The following is a 19,021-nucleotide window of genomic DNA, read 5'->3' on the forward strand; positions in this document are numbered from 1 at the left end:
GAAAGTGAAAAAATGAATAAACAAGAATTTAAACAACAATTAATTAAATACCTTGAAATCGAGGCACCAAGTAGATATGAAAAACCTGTTAGTGACTTTTTCATTAAGAATATAGATGAAAATCAATTCAATATTTCATATGATAATTTTGGTTCATTGATTTTGCACAAAAAAACAAACAAACCAAATTTGCCAAAAGTAATGATAGCAGCACATATGGATGAAGTTGGCTACCTTGTCAGACAAATTCATGAATTAGGACAAGTGCTTTTAAGTCCTATTGGTGGAATTTGGCCAACAGTAGTAGTTGGAACTAAAGCGACATGAATTGATAAAAATCAAAAAAAACACTATGGGGTTTTCGGGCATACTTCAATTCACATAATGGAAAGCGAAAAAGTTTCAAAATCAATTACTAATAAAGAAATTTATGCAGATTTCGGATTTAAAAACAAAGAAGAAGCTATTCAAAAAGGAATGGAAATAGGGGACTTAGTTTTAATTTCAGGTGAAACTATTCAATTAGATAATGAAGATTTAGTCGCTGGCAAAGCAATGGATAATCGTGCTGGAGTTTGTGTTTTAGAATATATTGCTAAAGAAATTCAAAATTTAGATTTAGATTGTGATTTATATCTTGTAGGAACAGTGCAAGAAGAAGTTGGTACTAGAGGGGCAAAGACAGCAGTTAGTTTAATTAATCCAGAAATTGCAATTGCTTTAGATACCACAAGTAGTCATGATACCATTGGAACAATTGCAGGAACTACCAAACTTGGCGAGGGAGCCGCTTTAAGAATTATGGACGGCGGAATGATTGCCGATCCTAAATTGGTTAATTATTTAGCAAAAATTGCACAAGAAAAAAATCTAAAAGCTTATAAATTTATCTCAATGGGCGGAGGAACAGATGCTTCTGCTTTACAATATGCTACAGGTGGAGCAAGTGTAATTACTATCAGTTTACCACAAAGATATTTACATTCTCCAATTGGTATTTGTGATGTAAATGATTTATTAAATGCAGGAAATTTATTAAGTGAATTTATAAAAGATTTAAATCCACAAAAATATATTGATATAATAAAATATAAATAAATTGTAAGGAGAAAATATGTCAATAGGTGCGTGAATAGGAATCGTAATTTTTGTGGGTATTGTATGTGCAATAGTAGGGGCAGTAATTGCTTTCTTTGTTTCAAGAAAAATGTTTGAAAAACAACTTAAAGAAAATCCTCCTGTAACAGAAAAAATGATTAGAGCGATGTTTTTACAAATGGGTAGAAAAGCATCAGAAACACAGATTAAAGCCGTAATGCGTTCAATGCAAAATGCAAAAAATAATAATTAATTAAACAAAAAACAAGATTAAAATTAATATCTTGTTTTTTGTTTAGCCTAAAATTTTGTTTTTGATTTCCAAAAAAACTTCCTTATTTTTTTCAAAAAAATCTTTTAAATTTTTCTTTCCTTGTGCAATATTTTTATCCCCATAAGAATATCATGAGCCTTTTTTACTTAAAATTCCTTTTTCACAAGCCATTTCAATTAATTCTCCAATAGAATCGACACCTTTACCAAAAATAATTTCTGTTGTAAAAGTTTTATATGGTGGGGCGAGTTTATTTTTTACTATTTTGATTTTGATTTCGTTTCCTGTAATATCCTTTCCTTCAGCAATAGAAGTTGTTTTTCTAACTTCTAAACGAATTGATGAATAAAATTTAAGCGCTCTACCTCCCGTTGTTGTTTCTGGATTGCCAAATAAAATCCCTATTTTCTCCCTAATTTGATTCACAAAAATTATAGTTGTGCCGTTTTTATTTAAATTTCCCGTAATTTTTCTCAAAGCTTTAGACATTAATCTAGCCTGTAAACCAATTGTCTGATCGTGCATATCGCCATTTAATTCTGCTTCAGGAACTAGTGCAGCAACACTATCAACCACAATCAAATCAATAGATTTAGACTTAACTAATAAATCTACAATTTCTAATGCTTGTTCCCCACTATCTGGTTGACTTAAAATTAATGAATCTAATTCAACACCTAAATTTTTGGCATAAATAGGATCAATTGAATGTTCAGCATCAATATAAGCCGCAACACCACCTTTTTTTTGAACTTCAGCAATTGCATGTAAACATAAAGTAGTTTTTCCACTACTTTCTGGACCATAAATTTCAATAATTCTTCCTTTTGGATATCCGCCAATGCCCAATGCATTATCTAAAAGATATGAACCAGAATTAAAAGTTTCTATGCTCATATCAATATTATTTTCATCAAACAACATAATTGCTTCATCACCAAATTTTTTAGTAATTTCATTTAATGTTTGTTTTATCTCTTTACTTGTTATTTTTGTCATTTTACCTTCCAATTTTTAATTGTTATAATTCAATTAAAAGACTCCAAAAAAGAAAAAAATAAAAAAAGATAGCTTTTTTTCAATTACATTATAATTTTTTTGAAGATTATAAACATATAAAGATATTCATTTAATAATAAATTCAAATTAAAAATTTTTAAAATTAATATAAATATTAATTGTAGAAAGAAAAAATGAAGAAAAAAATACTTTCTTTTTTAGTCACTTCATCTCTATTTCCTATTATGGTTTCTACTCAATGTCAAAATGAAACTAAAAATATTCAAAAAGAAGAAGTGATAATCAATAAAGAATCTAATTCTTATGGATTTGGAATCCAACCTTCATATTTAGAAAATATTTTTAAAAGCAATCAAAGTTTCATGAACAAAATCAATTTTTTAAATAAAACTTTAACTACTCCTTTATCTGAAACTTTGTTTAATAATGAAGAGTATTTTTTAGATATGAACAATTCAATTTTTCAAGATTGAAATACCCCTGCAAAAGATCGCAAAGCTAAATTAATTTTAATTAATCAAAATGGAACTAAAAGTATCATTATCAATATTGAAAATTTAGGAAAAAATAATGAAACAAATCCCACGATTCATGAATATACCCCTTTATTTGATCAATGATATTGAAATGGCGAACTATACATTCAAGGAATAGCAACTAGTAAAGATTTTGCAGTTGTTCATCAATTAGATCCATTAACTATTGCAAAAGAATTAAAGCAAAGGACTACTTTTAGTGAACAAATTAAATTTTTACAATCATTATTTAATATTCAATTTAAAAATAATGATTTATACGATTATCACATAAGTGATTCTACTCATGCGCATTCAAAAGAATTACACTTTGTTTTTGGGCGTAGTTTAAAAACTGATAATAATGATCCTAATAAAATCCATTGAATTTCAAATGTAATTAAAGGCCTAGAAGCAAATGAAATTTATGCAGGGGATCATGATGGAGATTGACAATCAGTTAATGAATTTAATTTAGGCCCTTTGCATTTTAATTTAACTCTTAAAGAAAAAGGTAAATCACTAATTAGTGATGATTTCTTAGAATTATTGCAAAGAGAAGCACATAAATATGATGGTGAAGAAAAAACTATTCATTTACTAAATGTTTTAAATCAATATATAACTATTGAAGGCATTGAAAATTATAATCCCACTGAATTTAAAATAATATTCGATTTAGATTCAAGTCACTCACATGGTTCTGGAAATGCTCATATGTATATTCAATATTTAGATTTAAGCAGTAATGATCCACAATTAAAAGGATTTAGTTTTCCAATCAATGGATGAGGACAAAGATTTAAAGCAGGCGGAATTACTTTTAGTAAATCAGCCGGAATTTATAATGAAACCAAAACACATTCATTTCAGTCTTTAGAACAAATTCAAAGAGAAAAGGCTTTATTTACAACCCCTTATGAATTCATTAAAGAATTAGCAAAATTGGATAATTTTAATGATCAATTAACCAAATTACAAGAGTATGTGAATGTAGAACTTGGCACAAATTGACGTGATTTTGATTATGAAATAGACCTTAATCAATCTTTGGATAATATTCCCTATGCAAACGATATCTATGATGCGTGATTAGATTTAGAATCATCAAGTTATGATGATGAAAAAAGCATTTTGAGCCTTAATTTTAAACGTCAAAACCGCTACACAGGAAATATTCAAGAAAATTCTGTGCAAATTAAAGGCTTTAAAAACTTAAACACAAATAAACCAAGATATTATCAAAGTTTCTTTGATAATAAACTACAGTTAAATGGAACTTTAGATTCTTACAATAAAATGGATATTGAAACTTTCCTAGCTCAAATGAATTTTAAAGGGACTTTCGAAAAGCAAATTGCTTATTTAGAAGAAATTTTTGGTAGTTCAGATAATTTTGTAAATGAGTTGGATAAAGAAAATTATGATTATCGTTTTGATTTACAAAACGTTCTTGTTGATTCTAGTCCCTTTAATGCTTTTATGGATTTAAACTTGCAAGAAATTGATAAAAACACGCAAAATGTTCTCAGAGTAGCAAAAATTAAATTAGTGAATTTTGAAGTTGATGGAGAAGTTTCAAACCGTTTATTTGACGATAGCAAATATTTAACTATAGACAGTTATGTTTATCCAAATTTTGATGATGGATATGCAGCTTCAGAAGTTTTAGCTAAATTGCGTGAAACTAATAAATCTAAATTATCATTAATGGAAGCCAGAGACATTTTATATCCACTTAATATTGTCCTCACCTCCCAAGCAATTTTAGGTTCAGCAAATTATGCAGATTTAGGCGTAGTTGTCTTAACTATCAATACTAAAAATAAATTAACCGAAGAAAGAGAAACTAACAAAATTTATATCAATAATTTTGGTAAATATACTAATGTGGCAGGAGCAATTATTAATCAAAGACCTGATGAATTAGAAAGCAATGGTTATAGAATTCTTAATTCAGTTACAGAAATTCAAAATCAATTAAATGCAATTGATGAAGATAGTGAAATAGTCGATAAAAATAAAGCGAAGGTTACAAAATTATTTGAATTGTTAAAAGCAAATAGTTTTGTAGGAATAAAAAATCTAGAAACTCAAGAAGTATATGGTTATGAATTAAATTGAGATAATTATGAAATTATTTTAGAAAACATTAATTATTTAGCTCAAAAAGTTTCTTGATTAGGTTCGTCTTCTGGACCACACGGTTTAGAAATTTGACTAAAAACAACTAATAAAACCAATGCTAAAGACACTAAAAATTACCATTTTTTATTAAGTTTTGGTAATCAATAAAAAAAGAAAATTCTGTTTTTAAAAAGCAGAATTTTTTATTTAAAAAAGTTAAAGATTTTATTTTCAAAAATGACGCTATGCTTTATAATAAAAAAGCATTTTGCATTAATACGAGGTTGTTAGCACACCAAAAAGAGTTGTTGAGGGTGCGTTAAGTAATTTGTATTAATTAATTCGTTAATGAAACAAGGAGACAACAATGAGTAAATTAAATATCAAAGTTTTAAGTTTTGAAAGCTCTCTTGTTGACTTTGCAGCTAAAAAAATTATTGAATTAGCTGACAAAGAAAATGTTGCTTACAGTGGACCAGTTCCATTGCCAACAAAAAGAGAAGTTATCACAATCTTAAGATCAGTTCACATTAATAAAAAATCACGTGAACAATTTGAATCAAGAACTTACCAAAGATTAATTGTGTTAAAAAATCCAAGCGATAAATTAATTGATGGAATTAAAAGATTTGAATTACCAGCTGGAGTTGAATTAAAAATTTCAGCAGTTAAACAATAAAAACCGACTTGATAAAAGCAAGCGACGGTCTTCACCAATTTAATTTTAAATGTGAAGAGATAGGAGAAAAAAATGAAAGGACTTTTAGGACGTAAAGTTGGGATGACTCAAATTTACAGTGAATTAGGAAAAATTATTCCAGTTACTGTGATTGAAGTGCAACCAAACGTAGTTACTAAAGTTATTACTTCAGCAGACAAGCAAGGATATACTGCTTTACAATTAGCTGTTGGAGATGTAAAAGAAAGCAGAAGCAACAAACCTGAAAAAGGTCACTTTGCTAAAGCTAATACTGGCGTAAAACAATTTGTTAAAGAAATTCGTAATATGTCAGGTTATGAATTAGGACAATCAATTAATGTTGATTTATTCAAAGCTGGTGAATTAGTTGATGTTACTGGAACTTCAAAAGGAAAAGGTTTCGCCGGAACAATCAAAAGATGAAATCAACACATTGGTCCTAAATCACACGGTGGTGGTGGTGGTAGCCAACCAATTAGACAAACTGGTTCTTTAGGGGACATTAGTGGTAACCGTGTATTCAAAGGTATGACAATGCCTGGTCACTTAGGACACGAACAAGTGACAGTTCAAAATTTAGAAATTGTTAAAGTTGATAATGTTAACAATTTATTATTAGTTAAAGGTTCAATTCCAGGACCAAATAAATCTTATGTTGTTATCAAAGAAGCTGTTAAAGGTTTAGCAGTAAGAGAAGCTGTTAAATTAGTTGATGTTAAAGAAGTGTTAAAAATGAATGAATTAGTTGAAAAAGCTAAAAAATACAACATTGAAGTTACTGTTGGTATGCACTCAAGTGATTTAGAACCTCTTATTTTAGCTGCTGAAGCAGAAGCACACAAAAATTAATATATTTAAGGAGAAATAATGGCTGACGTTAAAAAAACTACAAAAGCTAAATCAACTGAAGAGAAAAAAGCACCAGTTGCAAAAAAAGCTCCTGTGAAAAAAGCTGCTGCTCCAAAAGAAACAGTTAAAAAAGAAGTTGCTAAACCAGCAAAAGTAACAAACACTAAAAAAGACTTTAACAAAGATTTAACCTTAAATTTTGATAACAAAAACTTGCCAAATGTTTTTGCTTCAGAAAAAATTTACGAACAAGCAATTTTTGACAGTATTCTTTCAGAAAGAGCTTCAAGACGTCAAGGAACTCACTCAGTAAAAAGTCGTGCTGAAGTTAGAGGTGGCGGTAAAAAACCTTGAAGACAAAAAGGAACAGGACGTGCTCGTGCTGGTTCAACCAGATCTCCAATTTGAGTTGGTGGTGGTAGAGCATTTGGGCCTACACCTGAAAGAAATTACGAATTAAAAGTAAATAGAAAAGTTAAAAAACTTGCATTTATTTCAGCTTTAACATTATTAGCACAAAGTAAAGCTGTTGTAGTTGATGATTTAAAATTAAATAAAATTTCAACTAAAGAAGCTATTCAAAAATTAAATGAATTAAATGTAACACATTTAAAACACATTTTAGTAGTTTCAAATGATGAATTAGTGCAAAAATCATTAAATAATGTACCTAATGTAGTTGTAGTAAGACCTAATTCTGTATTAGTAGAACAATTGGTGTGAGCTGATGTTTTAGTTCTTTCAAATGAAGGTCTTGAAGTGTTTAAAGTGAGAGGAGAAAAATAATGGAATTAACAAGAGTAATTCATAAACCTATTCTTACTGAAAAAACTAATTTACTTCAAGGTCAAAATACTTATACATTTGAAGTTGATTATGCTGCTAATAAATATCAAATTAAAAATGCAGTTGAATTTATTTTTCAAGTAAAAGTTGAAGCAGTTAATACAATTAAAGTAGATAAAAAGGCAAAAAGATTAGGTCGTTTCAATGGATTTACCAATCGTTATAAAAAAGCAATGGTAACCTTAAAAGATGGATATGTAATTAATTTCTATCCAAATGAAGAAGAAAACAAAGCCCAAGTTGAAGCTGAAAAAGAAGCTAAGGCTAAAGAAGAAAAAGCTAAAAACTTAGCTAAAGAAGCTCAATTAGAAGCTAAATTAAGTGCTAAAAAAGCAAAAAGTGCTACTAAAACTTCAACTAAAACAGTTAGAAAAACTGTAGCAAGAAGTGGCAAAGAAGCATAATTTAAGAGGTTTAAAATTGTTGCTTAAAAGACAAATACCTCGATTATTTTTAAGCAAAGGAGAAAATAGACATGGCAGTTAAATACTATAAGCCAACTACCAATGGTCGCCGTAATATGTCTAGTCTCGACTATAATGCTAATTTAAGCGGACACAAACCAGAAAAATCATTATTAGTAATTTTAAAAAATAATGCTGGTCGTAACAACCAAGGTAAAATTACTGTAAGACATCATGGTGGTCGGGTAAAGAGATTTTACAGACTTATTGACTTTAAAAGAAATAAAGACAACATTCCTGCTGTTGTTAAAACTATCGAATATGATCCAAACCGTTCAGCAAATATTTCATTAGTTGCTTATGCAGACGGAGAAAAAAGATATATTTTAGCACCAGAAGGACTTCAATTAGGACAAGTAGTTATGTCTGGAACAGATGTTGATATTTTAGTAGGTAACACATTACCTCTTGCAAACATCCCAGAAGGTACATTTGTTCACAATATTGAAATGCAACCAGGAGCAGGTGGTATCATTGCTCGTTCAGCAGGTACAAGTGCTCAACTTTTAGGTAAAGATGAAGACGGAAAATATGTTGTATTACGTCTTAAATCAGGAGAAATGCGTAGAATTTTAGCTCGTTGTCGTGCTACTATTGGTACAGTAGGAAACAGCGAACATTCACTTGTTAATTTAGGTAAAGCAGGTAGAAATAGACACTTAGGTGTTCGTCCTACAGTTCGTGGTTCTGTAATGAACCCTGTAGATCACCCACATGGTGGTGGTGAAGGTAAACAACCAGTTGGACGTAAAGCTCCACTTACTCCATGAGGTAAAAAAGCTCTTGGTGTTAAAACTAGAAAAACTAAAAAATCTTCAAACAAATTAATTATTAGAAGAAGAAAGGATGCTAAATAATGGCACGTAGTCTTAAAAAAGGTCCATTTGCCGATGAACATTTACTTAAAAAAGTAGATGCTATTGTTGAAGGCAAAGCTAAAAAAGCACCTATTAAAACCTGATCAAGACGTTCAACCATCTTCCCATCATTTATTGGTTTAACATTCCAAGTGCACAATGGTAATAAATTTATTGATGTTTATGTAACAGATGAAATGGTTGGTCACAAATTAGGAGAATTTGCTCCAACTAGAACATTTAGTGGTCACGGTGCTGACAAAGGTAAAAAATAATGCAACAAGCAAAAGCACACGTTAAAATGCAAAGAGTAAGTGCAAGAAAAGCAAGATTAGTTGCTGATATGTTCAGAGGTCTTGATGTAAATGAAGCACTTGGTATCTTAGCTAACACAAACAAAAAATCATCAATTTTATTTATTAAATTATTAAATTCAGCCATTGCTAATGCAACCAATAATCACGGAATGGACGCATCAAAATTATTTGTAAAAGAAGTTTTAGTTAATGAAGGTCCAACACTTAAAAGATATCAACCTCGTTCTCAAGGGAGAGCATATTCAATTTTAAAACGTACATCACACTTATCAATTACATTAGAGGAAAGAGCATAATATGGGACAAAAGGTTAATCCAAATGGTTTCCGTTACGGAATTACCAAAAATCACAATACAGTTTGATTTTCAGAAAAAGCAAACTTTGGACAATTATTAGTTCAAGATGCATTAATCTACAAATTCTTTGATAAATTAGTACGTAAATATCAAATTGGACAAGTGGAAATTAAAAGAAATGCTAACGGAAAAATTAATGTTTACTTACATAGTGCAAGCCCAGCTAAATTACTTGGTGAAAACGGAAGCAATATTCAAAAATTAAATCTTGATTTACACAAATACCTAAAAAACAAAAAAGCTGATATTAATTTACAAGTTGTTGCTCTTAAACAACCTGAATTAAATGCTCGTTTAGCAGCAGAAGCGATTGCAGTAAGATTAGAAAATCGTGAAAGTTTTAGAGCTGCTCAAAAATTCGTTATTAATGATGCTCTTAAAGCAGGAGCAAAAGGAATTAAAACCGCTGTTTCAGGCCGTTTAAATGGTGTTGATATGGCGAGAACCGAAGGATATTCACGTGGAGAAATGAAATTACATACTTTAAGACAAGATGTTGATTTCGCTAAAGCCATTGCAAAAACCACATATGGTGCAATTGGTGTAAAAGTGTGAATTTCTAAAGGCGAAATTTTGGAAGGGGGATCAAAAGATGCTTCAACCAAAAAGAACTAAATATCGTAAACCTTTCTTAGTTAATCCACTAAAAAGAAAAGCACACAAAGGAAACAAAGTTTCATTTGGTGAATTTGGTTTACAAGCAACTAGCGCTTCAATTATTACTGCAAGACAAATTGAAGCTGCTCGTATTGCTATTACTCGTAGAATGGGTCGTGAAGGGGATGTTATTATTAGAATTTTCCCTCACTTCCAAAAAACATCTAAACCTATTGGAGTTCGTATGGGTTCAGGAAAAGGTAGCCCAGAATTCTGATATGCTTCAGTAAAAGAAAACACAATGATGTTTGAAGTTGCTGGAGTTAAAGAAGAAGTTGCTCGTGACGCTTTAAGATTAGGTGGTCACAAATTACCAGTTAAATGAAGAATTGTTGCTAAAGAAGAAGGAGGTCAAAACTAATGAATTTTAATGAACTTAAAAATAAAAGTATTCAAGAATTAAAACAATTAGTATCTGACCTAAAAGCAGAACTTTTCACTCTTAATTTTAAAAACTCAACAGGTTCACTTGACCAAAGTCACAAAATTAAATTAGTACGTAGAGACATTGCAAGAATTTTAACTGCTATTGCACAAAAAGAATTAGATTCACAAAAAGGAGCTAAATAATGGAAAGAAAAACCGAAACTCGTAAAAGTTTACAAGGCCGTGTAATTAGAGTTCGTGGTGATAAAACCATCTATGTAGAAGTTGAAAGATACAGCTCACATAGACTTTATGCAAAACGTTTCAAAACTACTAAACGTTTTGCAGTGCACGATGCAAACAATGAAGCTCAAGTAAATGACATCGTTACAATTATGGAAACTCGTCCTTTATCAAAAACTAAACATTTCCGTTTAGTAGAAATCAAACAAAGATTACAAGAAGGTAATTAATGTTATTAGAATTATCAAAATTAAATGTTGCTGATAACTCAGGTGCCAAAGAAGTTGGTTTAATTAGAGTTTTAGGCGGTAGCCGTAAAAAAACAGCAAACATTGGTGATGTAATTGTTTGTTCAGTTAAAAAAGCTATTCCTAATGGATTAGTAAAAGAAGGACAAGTAGTTAAGGCAGTAGTTGTAAGAAGTCGTTATGGAATCAAACGTGAAAATGGTTCACACATCAAATTTGATGACAATGCAGTAGTTATTATTAAAGAAGATGGCTCATTACGTGGAACACGGGTATTTGGCCCAGTGGCACGTGAATTACGTGATCGTGGTTATTTAAAAGTGGTTTCATTAGCACCTGAAGTTTTATAGAAGGAATAATATGAAATTTAAAGTAAATGATGAAGTAGTAGTAATTGCAGGAGCTCACAAAGGTAGAGTTGCTAAAATTACTAAAATAGATCACGCAAATAACAAAGTGTATTTAAAAGATTTAAACATTGTGACAAAACATGTTAAACCAAGTCAAGGTCAAGATGGTCAAATTAAGAAAATGGAAGCTCCAATTCATGCTTCAAATGTTTCAATTTTAATGAAAAAAGCAACAAAAACTTCACCTGCTGTTTTTTCAAAACTTGGTTATAAATTACAAAACGGGAAAAAAGTAAGAATTACCCGTAAGAATGGTAAGGAATTTTAATTATGTCTGCAACTAAAGATTTATATTTAAACAAAGCTGTTAAAGAATTAAAAGAAAAATTTAATTACTCATCAGTAATGCAAGTACCAAGATTAGAAAAAATTATTTTAAATATGACCGCTGGTAGAGAAGTGTCAAACTCAAAAGCAATTGAAGAAGTATTAAATGAATTGACCATTATTTCAGGTCAAAAACCTTTTCAAACTAAAGCTAAAAAATCAAACGCATCATGAAAATTACGTGAAGGAATGCCAATGGGTGGAAAAGTTACTTTACGTCGTGATAGAATGTGAGACTTTTTAGATAAATTAATTAATGTTGCTATGCCACGTATTAGAGACTTCAGAGGCGCTAATCCTAAAGCTTTTGATGGTCGTGGAAACTATTCATTAGGTATTAAAGAAGAAATTATTTTCCCAGAAATTGAATTTGACAAAATCCGTAAAATTAAAGGATTAGATGTGCAATTAATTACTACAGCTAATACAGATGAAGAAGCCAAAGCTTTATTAGAATTACTTGGTATTCCATTTGCAAAAGGAGAAAAATAATGGCAAAAGTTTCATTAAAAGCTAAAGCAAAAAAACACCCTAAATTTTCAACCCGTGCTTACACTCGTTGTGAATTATGTGGTCGTCCACATGCTGTGTTAAGAAAATACAAAATCTGTCGTATTTGCTTCCGTAATTTAGCACACGAAGGCAAAATCCCAGGTGTAAAGAAAGCGAGCTGATAATATGTTTATTACCGATCCTATTTCAGATATGATCGTTCGTGTTAAACAAGCGAACCAAAGAAAAAAGAAAACTGTTGACATTCCATACTCAGGTAAAAAAGCTAAAATTTTAGACATTTTATTAGCTGAAGGTTATATTGCATCATATTCAATTAAAGGTGAAAATACTAAAAAAACTTTAGAAGTAGTTTTAAAATACAAAGGCAATCAAAAAGCAATTACTGAATTCAAAAGAGTATCTAAACCAGGTCTTAAAGTGTATGTACCTGTAAAAAACTTACCTACAGTTTTATCTGGTTATGGAACAGCAATTATTTCAACATCAAAAGGTTTAATGACTGAAAAACAAGCACGTAAAGAAAATGTAGGTGGCGAAGTTATCGCCTACATCTATTAGTAAGAGGTACTAATGTCTCGTGTTGGAAATAGAGTTTTAACTATTCCTGCTAATGTTGAAGTAAAAGTAGATGGCACTAACTTTAGTGTTAAAGGTCCATTAGGTGAATTAAATAGAGATTTCAGTAATTTAATCGCAATTAAAGTAGAAAATGGTCAAATTACTACTTTAAGAGCAAATGAAGAAAAAGCAACAAAACAATTACATGGAACCACAAACGCATTAATTAGCAATATGTTAATTGGTGTTTCAAAAGGTTACAAAAAAGAATTAGTAATTAAAGGGGTTGGTTATAAAGCAACTCTTAAAGGTCAAGAATTAGAAGTTTTAGCAGGTTACAGCCACCCTGTTATCTTAACAATTCCACAAGAATTAAAAGTTACCGTTGAAAAACCAACTGAAATTTCAATTTCAGGAATTTCAAAAGAATTAGTTGGTGAATTTGCTGCAGTTGTACGTAAAATTAGAAAACCTAATCCATACTCAGGAAAAGGTATTGCATACAAAGATGAAGTGATTCGTCGTAAAGAAGGAAAAACTGCTGCTAAATAGCAGAAAGGACAATTTATGGCTAAATTATCTCGTAATGAAGCACGTAAAGTTAAACACTTACGTGAAAGACAAAAAATCAGTGGTACAAGTCAAAAACCACGTTTGGTTGTTTTTAAATCACATCAAAACTTTTATGCACAACTAATTGACGATACTAAAGGACACACTTTAGCTGCTGTATCAACTTATGAACAAGGTAAATACAACGGAAATATTGCCGCTGCTGCTAAAGCAGGTCAAGCAATGGCTGAATTAATTAATAAATTAGGAATTCAAGAATTAGTATTCGACCGTGCAGGTTACATTTACCACGGAAGAGTAAAAGCATTCGCAGAAGCTGTCAGAGAAAATGCTAAAGGAGTTAAATTCTAATGGCAAACGAAAAAGAAATTAAACAAACAGAAGCTCAAGGAACAAAAGAAGTTCGTAAACCTTTTGTTAAAAGAGAAAAATCAAAAGAAGTTAAAGAAAATAAAACTAATCAAGCACCAGCACAAAGAAAACCAAGAGCAAAACGTGATGAAAGATCAGAACGTTCAAACAGATTTGAACGTAGCGAAAATGAATTTAGTGAAAAAGTAGTTAACATTAGTCGTGTTACAAAAGTAGTTAAAGGTGGTAGAAGATTCAGCTTTGCTGCTTATGTGGTAGTAGGGGACAAAAAAGGACGTGTTGGTTTTGGACACGGAAAAGCAAACGAAGTTCCTGATGCAATTAAAAAAGCAATTAAAGACGCAAAAAATCACTTAATTACTGTTCCTATTTTCAAAAATATTACTGTTCCACATGAAGTGCATGCTAAATTCTTAGCTTCAAAAGTAATGCTTAAACCTGCTCCAAAAGGAAAAGGAATTGTTGCTTCATCAACTGTACGTGCAGTGGTTGAATTAGCTGGTTATACAGATATTTACACTAAAACTTACGGTTCAAGATCAAAAGCTAACATTGTTAGTGCAACTTTAAAAGCATTACAAGCCTTAAGAACTCCAGAACAAATTGCTGAAATTAGAAATAAAGATGTTAAGGAATTACTTAACTAGTAAGGTGGCTTAAGTATGAAATTAAATAATCTTAAATATACAGCGGGCTCAAGAGTAGAAAAACACCGTGTAGGTCGTGGACATGCAGCTGGAAAAGGTAAACAAGCTGGAAAAGGACAATCAGGTCAAAACAAACGTCACGGACACAGATTAGGTTTTGAAGGTGGACAAACTCCTTGATTTAGAAGAATTGGAAAACGTGGTTTCACTAATGTAAATCATGTAGAATTCCAAATTGTTAACTTACAAGATTTAGAAAGAGTATTTGACAACAAAAGCGAAATCAATTTAGAAGCTTTATTTGCTGCTAATTTAATTAAAAGACCTATGCCAGTAAAATTATTAGGAAATGGCAAAATTACTAAAGAATTTAAAGTAACTTTACACGCTGCTTCAAAAAGTGCAATTGCTGCACTTGAAGCAAATGGTGGTTCATTTACAGAATTAGATTAATTAATGAAAAATAGCAATTTTGCTATTTTTTTATTTACGAATAATTTATAATATATATATGCGTTTTAATTTTAAAACTACATTAGGTAATTAATTTTAAGACGCACCAAATTGAATATTTTAATGTAAGTAATTTAACCCAGAAATACACCTATTAATTACTTTATTTATTTTAATCTTTGCAATCAAAATAAAAACACACTTTCCGCACATTAGTGCATACAATAAACACATCATATTTATATAAAATGGAGAAATTTCTTTGGGAATTCTCCATCTTTTTATTTTTTTAAAATATGAAAAAATAGCGTTTTTTTCATATAAAAAAACGACTGCATAAATTTATTTTATTTATTACATCTCTCTTTTAATATTAAAATATATATACATTACGATAATTACTTTGATTGTAATGTTATTGAAATTGAAAGTAAAAAGTAAATAAGGAAAGAATATGAAAAAAAATAAACAATTATTGTTAGGCTTAGCGGCTGTTGCAGGTGTAGCTACTCCTTTAGTAGCTTTATCTGCTGGTTGTGCTCCTAAACCAGAAGATGATAATGGCGGTGGTCAAGGTGATTTAAAATCTAATATTTATCCTAACCCTGCGTCAAAAAAAGATCGTTTTGACACTACAAATACAACTTCAGTAAAAATTGGAGTTTCATTTAGTAAAGGACAAGCACAATGAAATGCTATTGAAGCGCTTGTAAACGAGTACAATGCTGTTTATGCAACTGAATCAAATGGTACTTGAACTAAAAAAGCAGCTCATGAATTAGCTGCAGTTCCTGAAGGTCAAACTCCAGAAAAATTCTATTCTACAGAAGATTATGCTAAATATCAATTCAACAAACAATTAGAAATGTTTTTACCTGTTGAATTAGTACGTCTTGGAGATGGTGATTATCCAGCAGCGGATGAAAATATTGCTAACAAAATTACTTCAGTAAATAGAACTGAATTAGTTAACTTAACTTTAAACTATGCTGCTACAGCTTCTAAAATTGCTGAAAAAGGGATGTCATTAAACTTTGCTGATGTAGATCCTTTATTAGATTCATCATCATTAATGAAAACAATTAACGCTGAATTCTTAAAAGATAATACTTCAACATCAAACATTGTTAATGCTGGTTTATGAATTATTCCATCAACTAAATCTGGTAATGTTACAGCAATCAATGCCCCTGTTTTATCTTATATTTTAGAAACAATGCAAGCAAATGGTGCAACTATTAACCTTCCTGATTATGAATCTTATAAAACTCAAGGTGCAGGTGATAGAGAAGCTGTTAAAGCTCTTTGAGGAGAACCAGTTGCAGCTGAAACTATTAAAACACTTTTAGGTGCAGGTTATGTTGTTAACCAATCAACTTTTGATGAAGCTGAAAAATTACTTGATTTTGCAATTAAAGCTCAAAAAATGTTCACTCTTTCATCTAAACCAAACTCTGACGTTCACTTATTTGGTATTGATGATTCAGCCGGTTTTATTGCAACTTTAACTTATGCACAAGTTAATGCAAGAGATAGAGATATGTACATTAAAGCTATAACAAAAGATACAAATGGTTACTTAAATAAAGTTGCTGATTATTCTGCTTTTAAAGATAAAAACTCAAAAGCGATGAAAGGTATGGAAGCCATTTACGATAAATTAGTTGAGGCTATGAGAGCTGGAGCTGTTGTAATACAAGGAAATGGCGAATATACCTCAACTTCATCAATTAAACATAAATATGCTTTAGGTTTTGGTTCATCATCTGGTTACAAAAATAACTATGTAAAGGCTTCAGATTCAACTTTAGCGCTTAGTGCGTTAAGTGGAGAAACAAGAGTTGATATTAACTCAGCTAAAATTGCTGGTCTTGCTAAATCAGATACTGCTATTAAATTTACAACTAATAATGGTAAAAACTGAAATACTATTTTCTATGGTGATGAGGCTAAAGCAAAATACAACTTAAAAATTAGAGATGAAGATAAAGCTACAGCATCAGCATTATTAGGAAAAATTACTAATACAGATATGCCAAAAACCAATGCAACTGACGCAGTAAGCCAATTAGCATTAATTTTACCTAAAACTGCAACTGAAGAAGTTGAAGTTCTTAAAGCTTTAGCACAAAGCAACCCTGATGTAATTGGTTATGCTGGATTAGCATATGATGGTGTAGAAGATGCTCCTTCAAAAGAAGTATTCTTTGTATTTAACAAAGAAAACGGTGGAAAAGTGCAAATTTCAAAACTTGGATCAGAACAAACTCTTCAAGAAAATGAATTATTTGCAATTTCAGCACCTACTAAATTTAGAGCAACTAACACTAAAAATGTTGTTTATGTACAAGGTCCATCATTAATGGGTATTCACTCAAATGAAGTAGGAGACAAAGCAACCAAATTATTTGTTAAATACTACTTAGGAAATAGTACTTCAGCTTCTAAAGTGGCAAGTGCAGCTTCATATATTTATCCTTCAGACGCTTTAAAAACTTATGACGAATCAAATGAGAAAAATAAATTCTTAAAAGTTGTTTATACACAATTCAAGAATGTTATTAACAATGAAGAATATAAAGCATATTCAGAAATTGGTGACATTAATGGAAACATCTTTAGAAATAGCTTTAAATCAGCTTGAAATGGTGTGTACACAGCAGTTAAAAACAATACTAACTTAGAAGGCTTCAACAACGACATTATTGTTAAAGTGGAACAAGGTGCAAACGCAATATTTAAATAAGAATAAATAAAAAACAAAAAAAGAAATAGTTAAATATAACTATTTTCTTTTTTAATGTAGCAAGGAACAAATGTTAAAAAAAATAAAGAAACTTACATTAATTTCACCGGTAATTGGATTACCTTTAATGGCTCTTAGTTGTCAAGAGACTACCATTCCGCAAAAAGAATTAAAAAATGGCGATTCAATTAACACTTATTACAACTTAAAATATGATTTACCATATGATAAATTAAGCGAAAAAGAAAAACAATCAATTGTTAATTTCTTTGCTAATACAAGTCAAGAAGAATTATTAAGACCTCAAGCAATTTATGCTGGAAAAATTGAAAATGCACCTGAAATTCAAGCCTCATATTATGAAAATCGTTTCTTTAATTTAAGAGATGAAAATGGTGAATTAAATAAAATTGTTATTACTTTAGCTTCAGCTGGTGTTTCATATACAACAGCACAAACAAAAAGAAAAGAAGTAGCAATTACCAGTGATAATAATCACTATAATGTAAATAAAATTTTTGAATGAAAAGTGTACAAATGAAATTCAACTAATCGAAAATTAGGTTGAATAGACTCTATACCAGCAAATATTAAAAGTAAATTATTAGTTTCTATACCTTTTGAATTCGACTTACATTTAGTTAATGAAACTAACTATCCAACAACTTTTGATCAAAGTAAAGCAGAGGCAATTAATATTCCTTGAGAAGACGAAAAAGTGAAAAAGAATTGAATTGATGGAACTATTATTAAATGAAAAGATGGTGACACCATCGCATTTAAACCAGATTTAGAAACCAATGAAGTTTTATATAGAAAAATGGAATCTTCATTCTATCCTCAGGCATCAGATAGATCAAGAGGAACTATTGACGAAGAATTAATTGGAACAATTACTGTAAGAATTGCTTCAATTGATACTCCTGAAAAAGCTGTTAGCGACAAAGAATCAAATCCATATGAATATAATTATGCAATGTTAGCAACCAAATTTGGTCAAAATAACTGACCAAAAGGAACTAGAGTGAGATTATTTACTAAAGGTGGTCTAGATTCATTTGGTAGAGTTACTGGAAATATTTTCGTTGGAGAAAATTATCAATATTCTTATTCAACTGAAATAGTACGTGCAGGTTACACTGTCCCATTGCGTAAAGAAACTAATGACAAAGATGCAAGCAGTCCTGAATACTATATTACTTATCCAATTTCAAAAGCTTTAAGACAAGCATACAATGAAGGAAATGGTTTGTTCAAAGATTATAAAACTATTGAAGGTGTAATTTCATTTGTTTATCAACAAAAACCTCCTTCACCAGATTCTGTAAAATATTTATGAGATTATTCATTTACTGATAGCAACTATCAAGATTTATACTCATGAGTTAAAAAATATGGCTACGATTATGTTTATCAAGCTGCAGAAATTCAAGCAGACGTAGAGGCACATGAAGCAGCAAATAACAGAAATACTAATTAAG

General features: G+C 30.3%; 25 protein-coding genes and 1 pseudogene. 25 read left to right on the forward strand and 1 reads right to left on the reverse strand.

Annotation, left to right across the window (positions count from 1 at the left end; translation table 4 throughout):
* Positions 1-12: 12 nt before the first annotated feature.
* Together Q346_RS0101755 and Q346_RS0101760 are read left to right on the forward strand one after the other, a co-directional pair.
* On the forward strand, positions 13-1,098 hold the full coding sequence (locus tag Q346_RS0101755) for a M20/M25/M40 family metallo-hydrolase (RefSeq protein WP_027332808.1): 1,086 nt from the start codon (positions 13-15) through the stop codon (positions 1,096-1,098).
* Between the two features lie 16 nt (positions 1,099-1,114).
* The gene (locus Q346_RS0101760) at positions 1,115-1,351 is read left to right on the forward strand and encodes a YneF family protein (protein ID WP_027332809.1); all 237 of its coding nucleotides are present in this window, start codon (positions 1,115-1,117) and stop codon (positions 1,349-1,351) included.
* 42 nt (positions 1,352-1,393) lie between these two features.
* Here Q346_RS0101760 and recA read toward each other — a convergent pair whose 3' ends face one another.
* Positions 1,394-2,371, reverse strand: a complete 978-nt coding sequence (gene recA / locus Q346_RS0101765; RefSeq protein ID WP_027332810.1) for a recombinase RecA — start codon at positions 2,369-2,371, stop codon at positions 1,394-1,396.
* Positions 2,372-2,565: 194 nt separating this feature from the next.
* Between recA and Q346_RS0101770 the strand changes: the two genes are divergently transcribed.
* The 23 genes and pseudogenes from Q346_RS0101770 to Q346_RS04020 all read left to right on the forward strand — a co-directional run bounded on the left by Q346_RS0101770 (position 2,566) and on the right by Q346_RS04020 (position 19,020).
* On the forward strand, positions 2,566-5,202 hold the full coding sequence (locus Q346_RS0101770; protein WP_027332811.1) for a hypothetical protein: 2,637 nt from the start codon (positions 2,566-2,568) through the stop codon (positions 5,200-5,202).
* Between the two features lie 199 nt (positions 5,203-5,401).
* Positions 5,402-5,713: a 30S ribosomal protein S10 gene (rpsJ, locus tag Q346_RS0101775; protein ID WP_027332812.1), complete on the forward strand. Its 312-nt coding sequence runs from the start codon at positions 5,402-5,404 to the stop codon at positions 5,711-5,713.
* A 72-nt stretch (positions 5,714-5,785) separates the two neighbouring features.
* Positions 5,786-6,583: a 50S ribosomal protein L3 gene (gene rplC, locus Q346_RS0101780; RefSeq protein WP_027332813.1), complete on the forward strand. Its 798-nt coding sequence runs from the start codon at positions 5,786-5,788 to the stop codon at positions 6,581-6,583.
* Between the two features lie 18 nt (positions 6,584-6,601).
* On the forward strand, positions 6,602-7,369 hold the full coding sequence (gene rplD / locus Q346_RS03800; RefSeq protein WP_051521790.1) for a 50S ribosomal protein L4: 768 nt from the start codon (positions 6,602-6,604) through the stop codon (positions 7,367-7,369).
* Entirely contained in the window at positions 7,369-7,833 is a 465-nt protein-coding gene (gene rplW / locus Q346_RS0101790; protein ID WP_027332814.1) for a 50S ribosomal protein L23, read from the forward strand. The genes rplD and rplW overlap by 1 nt, the downstream gene beginning before the upstream one ends.
* A 71-nt stretch (positions 7,834-7,904) precedes the next feature.
* Entirely contained in the window at positions 7,905-8,750 is an 846-nt protein-coding gene (gene rplB, locus Q346_RS0101795; protein WP_027332815.1) for a 50S ribosomal protein L2, read from the forward strand.
* Entirely contained in the window at positions 8,750-9,025 is a 276-nt protein-coding gene (rpsS, locus tag Q346_RS0101800; protein WP_027332816.1) for a 30S ribosomal protein S19, read from the forward strand. The genes rplB and rpsS overlap by 1 nt, the downstream gene beginning before the upstream one ends.
* A complete protein-coding gene (rplV, locus tag Q346_RS0101805) occupies positions 9,025-9,363 on the forward strand; it encodes a 50S ribosomal protein L22 (protein ID WP_027332817.1) in 339 nt (112 codons plus the stop codon). Before rpsS ends, rplV begins: the two co-directional genes overlap by 1 nt.
* 1 nt (position 9,364) lies before the next feature.
* On the forward strand, positions 9,365-10,039 hold the full coding sequence (rpsC, locus tag Q346_RS0101810; protein WP_027332818.1) for a 30S ribosomal protein S3: 675 nt from the start codon (positions 9,365-9,367) through the stop codon (positions 10,037-10,039).
* The gene (gene rplP / locus Q346_RS0101815; RefSeq protein WP_027332819.1) at positions 10,017-10,442 is read left to right on the forward strand and encodes a 50S ribosomal protein L16; all 426 of its coding nucleotides are present in this window, start codon (positions 10,017-10,019) and stop codon (positions 10,440-10,442) included. Before rpsC ends, rplP begins: the two co-directional genes overlap by 23 nt.
* Positions 10,442-10,651, forward strand: coding sequence for a 50S ribosomal protein L29 (gene rpmC, locus Q346_RS0101820; RefSeq protein WP_027332820.1), 210 nt, complete (start codon positions 10,442-10,444; stop codon positions 10,649-10,651). The genes rplP and rpmC overlap by 1 nt, the downstream gene beginning before the upstream one ends.
* Positions 10,651-10,920, forward strand: a complete 270-nt coding sequence (gene rpsQ, locus Q346_RS0101825) for a 30S ribosomal protein S17 (RefSeq protein WP_027332821.1) — start codon at positions 10,651-10,653, stop codon at positions 10,918-10,920. The genes rpmC and rpsQ overlap by 1 nt, the downstream gene beginning before the upstream one ends.
* Positions 10,920-11,288, forward strand: a complete 369-nt coding sequence (rplN, locus tag Q346_RS0101830; protein WP_027332822.1) for a 50S ribosomal protein L14 — start codon at positions 10,920-10,922, stop codon at positions 11,286-11,288. Before rpsQ ends, rplN begins: the two co-directional genes overlap by 1 nt.
* Before the next feature lie 10 nt (positions 11,289-11,298).
* Positions 11,299-11,616, forward strand: a complete 318-nt coding sequence (gene rplX, locus Q346_RS0101835) for a 50S ribosomal protein L24 (RefSeq protein ID WP_027332823.1) — start codon at positions 11,299-11,301, stop codon at positions 11,614-11,616.
* Between the two features lie 2 nt (positions 11,617-11,618).
* Positions 11,619-12,167: a 50S ribosomal protein L5 gene (rplE, locus tag Q346_RS0101840; protein WP_027332824.1), complete on the forward strand. Its 549-nt coding sequence runs from the start codon at positions 11,619-11,621 to the stop codon at positions 12,165-12,167.
* Positions 12,167-12,352, forward strand: coding sequence for a type Z 30S ribosomal protein S14 (locus Q346_RS0101845; protein WP_027332825.1), 186 nt, complete (start codon positions 12,167-12,169; stop codon positions 12,350-12,352). The genes rplE and Q346_RS0101845 overlap by 1 nt, the downstream gene beginning before the upstream one ends.
* A 1-nt stretch (position 12,353) precedes the next feature.
* Positions 12,354-12,749 (forward strand): 30S ribosomal protein S8, encoded by a 396-nt coding sequence (rpsH, locus tag Q346_RS0101850; RefSeq protein ID WP_027332826.1) that lies wholly within the window; start codon positions 12,354-12,356, stop codon positions 12,747-12,749.
* A gap of 12 nt (positions 12,750-12,761) precedes the next feature.
* Positions 12,762-13,301 (forward strand): 50S ribosomal protein L6, encoded by a 540-nt coding sequence (gene rplF / locus Q346_RS0101855; protein ID WP_027332827.1) that lies wholly within the window; start codon positions 12,762-12,764, stop codon positions 13,299-13,301.
* 15 nt (positions 13,302-13,316) lie between these two features.
* Positions 13,317-13,673 carry a 50S ribosomal protein L18 gene (gene rplR, locus Q346_RS0101860; RefSeq protein ID WP_027332828.1) on the forward strand — a complete coding sequence of 119 codons (357 nt, stop codon included), beginning with the start codon at positions 13,317-13,319 and terminating at the stop codon, positions 13,671-13,673.
* A 179-nt stretch (positions 13,674-13,852) separates the two neighbouring features.
* Positions 13,853-14,341: pseudogene (gene rpsE / locus Q346_RS0101865) on the forward strand (30S ribosomal protein S5); the annotation flags it as partial.
* A 15-nt stretch (positions 14,342-14,356) separates the two neighbouring features.
* On the forward strand, positions 14,357-14,794 hold the full coding sequence (rplO, locus tag Q346_RS0101870) for a 50S ribosomal protein L15 (RefSeq protein WP_027332830.1): 438 nt from the start codon (positions 14,357-14,359) through the stop codon (positions 14,792-14,794).
* Between the two features lie 454 nt (positions 14,795-15,248).
* On the forward strand, positions 15,249-17,540 hold the full coding sequence (locus tag Q346_RS0101875) for a P68 family surface lipoprotein (RefSeq protein ID WP_027332831.1): 2,292 nt from the start codon (positions 15,249-15,251) through the stop codon (positions 17,538-17,540).
* A 70-nt stretch (positions 17,541-17,610) separates the two neighbouring features.
* A complete protein-coding gene (locus Q346_RS04020; protein WP_027332832.1) occupies positions 17,611-19,020 on the forward strand; it encodes a thermonuclease family protein in 1,410 nt (469 codons plus the stop codon).
* Position 19,021: the final 1 nt, after the last annotated feature.

The organism is Mycoplasmopsis gallinarum DSM 19816, from assembly GCF_000621085.1.
GTDB classification, from domain to species: domain Bacteria; phylum Bacillota_I; class Bacilli_A; order Mycoplasmatales; family Metamycoplasmataceae; genus Mycoplasmopsis; species Mycoplasmopsis gallinarum.